4 protein-coding genes are annotated in these 3,437 nt (G+C 72.7%); all 4 read right to left on the reverse strand.

All coding sequences use genetic code 11. The annotated features are described in order from the left end of the window. Positions 1-134 precede the first annotated feature (134 nt). From ACI379_RS03615 to ACI379_RS03630, 4 genes are read right to left on the reverse strand one after another with little or no spacing between them, the layout of a single operon-like run. Positions 135-1,259 carry a PQQ-dependent sugar dehydrogenase gene (locus ACI379_RS03615; protein WP_439790696.1) on the reverse strand — a complete coding sequence of 375 codons (1,125 nt, stop codon included), beginning with the start codon at positions 1,257-1,259 and terminating at the stop codon, positions 135-137. Next, positions 1,256-2,206, reverse strand: a complete 951-nt coding sequence (locus ACI379_RS03620) for an alpha/beta fold hydrolase (RefSeq protein WP_439790697.1) — start codon at positions 2,204-2,206, stop codon at positions 1,256-1,258. The genes ACI379_RS03615 and ACI379_RS03620 overlap by 4 nt, the downstream gene beginning before the upstream one ends. 52 nt (positions 2,207-2,258) lie before the next feature. Then, positions 2,259-3,146: an EamA family transporter gene (locus ACI379_RS03625; protein ID WP_439790698.1), complete on the reverse strand. Its 888-nt coding sequence runs from the start codon at positions 3,144-3,146 to the stop codon at positions 2,259-2,261. Between the two features lie 19 nt (positions 3,147-3,165). Further along, a complete protein-coding gene (locus tag ACI379_RS03630) occupies positions 3,166-3,390 on the reverse strand; it encodes a PLD nuclease N-terminal domain-containing protein (protein WP_439790699.1) in 225 nt (74 codons plus the stop codon). Positions 3,391-3,437: the final 47 nt, after the last annotated feature.

Here is a 3,437-nt window from a genome sequence, read left to right on the forward strand (position 1 = left end):
CTCCACCGGAGGCTGGGACACCGGGCGCGCCATCACCACCGGCATCGCGATCGTGATCCTCGGCCCGGCCGTGCTGACCACGCTGCGACGGGCGTCGCGGCGGGCCGTCGTCCTGCCCGGCTGAGGGCTGGCGGTCAGGGGCTGACCAGCAGGATCCGGTCGTCCCCGTCCTGCGGGTCCCCGCGACCGTCGAGGTTGCTGGTGGTCACCCACAGGTCGCCCTGCGGCGTGGTCGCGACGGTCCGCAGACGGCCGTGGTCGCCGTCGATGACCGCGACGGGGCGTACGGCCTTGCCGCCGCCGGTCACCTTGATCCGCCACAGCCGGTTGCCGCGCAGGGCTGCCATCCACAGGTGCCCGCCGGCGAAGGCCAGCCCCGACGGGGATGCCTGGTCGGTGGTCCACACCAGCTGCGGGTCGACGAACTCGGGCTCCCCTCCGGTGCCCTCGACCTCCGGCCAGCCGTAGTTCTTGCCGGGCTCGATCAGGTTGAGCTCGTCCCAGGTCTGCGAGCCGAACTCGGAGGCCCACAGCCGCCCCTCGTCGTCCCAGGCCAGACCCTGGACGTTGCGGTGGCCCATCGACCACACCGGCGAGCCCTCGGTGGGGTTGCCCGGCGCGGGCTCCCCGTCCGCGGTGATCCGCAGGATCTTGCCGTTCAGGGAGTCGGGGTCCTGGGCGCTGTACTCGTCACGGGCGTCCCCGGTCGCGACGTACAGGAAGCCGTCCGGACCGAACGCGATGCGCCCGCCGTCGTGGTTCTCGTGGGCGGCGATGCCGTCGAGGACCACGTCCTCGACCTCGAGCTCGTCGTCGCGCAGGGTGGCACGCAGGATGCGGTTGTCGTCGTCGGTGGTGAGGTACAGGAAGACCGTCGCGTCGGTGGCGAAGTCGGGGGAGACGGCCACCCCGAGCAGCCCGGCCTCGCCGCGCGGCTCCGCGTCGTCGATCTGGCCGACCTCGGTCACCTCGCCCGACGGGTCGACGTGGAGCACCTTCGTGGAGTCCCGCTCGGTGACGACCGCGCTGCCGTCGGGCAGGAAGTCGACGCCCCACGGCACCTCCAGCCCGGTGGCCAGGTCGTCGACCGTCATCGGCCCGACGTCGGTGGTCTCCTCGGGATCCGGGGTCGGCACCGACGAGCGGGGCTGCTGGGTGAAGGTCGGCATCGTCTCGCCCGGGGGCTCGCTGGAGCAGGCCGTGAGCGCGAGGAGGGCGGCCAGCGAGCCGACCGCCGTTGACGTGAGACGACGACTCACCGCTCGACCTCCTCGACGAACTCCTGCAACAGCGTGTGGACCACGTCCGGGTGCTCCATCTGGGCGAAGTGGCTGGAGGGGAGCTCGACGTACGTCGCCTCCCGCATCCGCTCGGCGGCGCTGCGCATCGCCCGGGAGCCGGCCAGGACGTCGTAGCGGCCGGCGACGAAGAACGCGGGCACCGTGATCCGGGACAGGGAGACCCGTGGGTGCTCGGAGCTGCGGACGGCGAGGTGGAAGTACCAGTCGAGCGGAGTGGTGAGGAAGTCGCGGATCGCCAGCGCGGCCATCTCGTCGTCCGGCACCGGCAGCATGAAGCCGGAGTGGGAGATCACCTTGATCGCGCGGGGGCCGATCGGCAGACGGGTGCTGATCGGGGTCAGCAGGCCGCCGACCTGACGCACCGCCATCGACAGGCCGCGGGTGGTCGCCCGGGAGACCCACCGGGGCAGCCGCAGCGGCTCGAGCATCGTGGCGAAGGTGTCGCCGGGGACCCCGCACACGGCGAACAGCCCGCTGACGCGCTCGGGGTGGAGGGTGGCGACCTCGTACATCGTGTTGACCCCCAGGGACCAGCCGACCAGCACCGCGCGGTCGATCCCGAAGTGGTCCATCACCGAGACGGCGTCGGTCGCGGAGACCTCCACGTCCACGGCGTCCGGGTCGTGCGGGCGGGCCGAGCCACCCACGCCGCGGTGGTACCAGGAGACGACGCGCACCCCGGGGTCCTCGGTGAAGAACCCCGGCCAGGCCCACGGTCCGGTCCCGAGCCCGTTGCAGAGCACGACGGTGGGGCCGACGATGCGCCCCTCGGGGTCGTTGGTCCACGCCCGCAGCATCGTGCCGTCGTCGGCCAGGACCTCGCTGTGACCGAGCGTCAGCCGCTTCGCTCGGGGCTGTGCGTCCCGCTCGGGGGTCTGCTCGACGTGCTCTGGCCCGGTGGTCATGCGGCAATTCTGCCCCACGGGCCGAGCGTTGTCGGGCCGGTCGCGCCCTGCCTCAGTCGGGGATCGGCTCGGTGAGCCGATCGGAGGCACGACCGCCCGGACCTGCGGCGTACGTGGCGCCGACGCTGGCGACCACGACGCACGCCAGCGCGATCCACTGCAGACCGGTCAGGAGCTCGCCGAGGACGAGGATCGCGGCCACCGCGGCGGCTGCGGGCTCCAGGCTCATCAGGATGCCGAAGGTCGCCGCGGGCAGGCTGCGCAGCGCGACCAGTTCGCAGCTGTACGGGACCACCGAACTGAGCAGGCCCACGCACAGGCCCACGAGCAGGATGCGACCGTCCAGGAGCTGTTCACCGCCGGTGAGGATCGCCGGCAGCGCCAGCAGTGCCGCGGCGACGACGCTGGCCACGGCGAGACCGTCGAAGCCGGGCCAGCGGCGACCCGTCTCGGCGCTCATCAGGATGTACGCCGCCCAGGCGGCCCCCGCGAGCAGCGCGTACCCGACACCGAGCCAGTCGAGGTCGGCCCGCTCGAGCCCGAGCAGCACCACCCCGACGCCGGCGACCAGCACCCACACCAGGTCGCGGGCCCGTCGCGAACCGAGCAGCGCGACCGCCAGGGGACCGACGAACTCGATGGTGACCGCGATGCCGAGCGGGATGCGCGCGAACGACTGGTAGATCGCCCAGTTCATCACCGCCAGGCTGACGCCGAAGCCGATCGCGGTGCGCCAGTCCGTACGGCTGCGTCCCCGCAGCACCGGGCGGGCGACCAGCGCCATCACCACGGCACTGGTGAGCAGCCGCAGCCACACGAGTGCGGTGGGGGAGACCTCGTCGAAGATGCTCTTGGCGAACGCGGCACCCCACTGCACCGAGACGATGCCGACCACGACCAGCCCGACGGCGCGCAGGCGGCCGGTGGAGGTGGCGGTCATCGCAGGCCCGTGGGTGAGGTCAGGACGAGACCCGTCCGCGGGCCAGGTACGCGATGGGGCCCACCGGCTGGACGAACGCCGCCAGGGCCCACAGTCCCTTGCGCCCGCGGACCTGGTCCGCGGGGCGGCGCGCCAGGTCGACGAGCGTGTACGTGGTCAGTGCGACCTCCACGGTGCCGAGTGCAACGATCGCCGCGCGCTGCGCCGGGGTGAGGTCGGCCCACTTCTTCTTGTTCTTCGCCACCCGGCCAATCTAGTGGAGCACGGTGACGTTGGGGGGCTGCTCGTCGC

Source organism: Nocardioides sp. (assembly GCF_051876515.1).
Lineage (GTDB): Bacteria > Actinomycetota > Actinomycetes > Propionibacteriales > Nocardioidaceae > Nocardioides.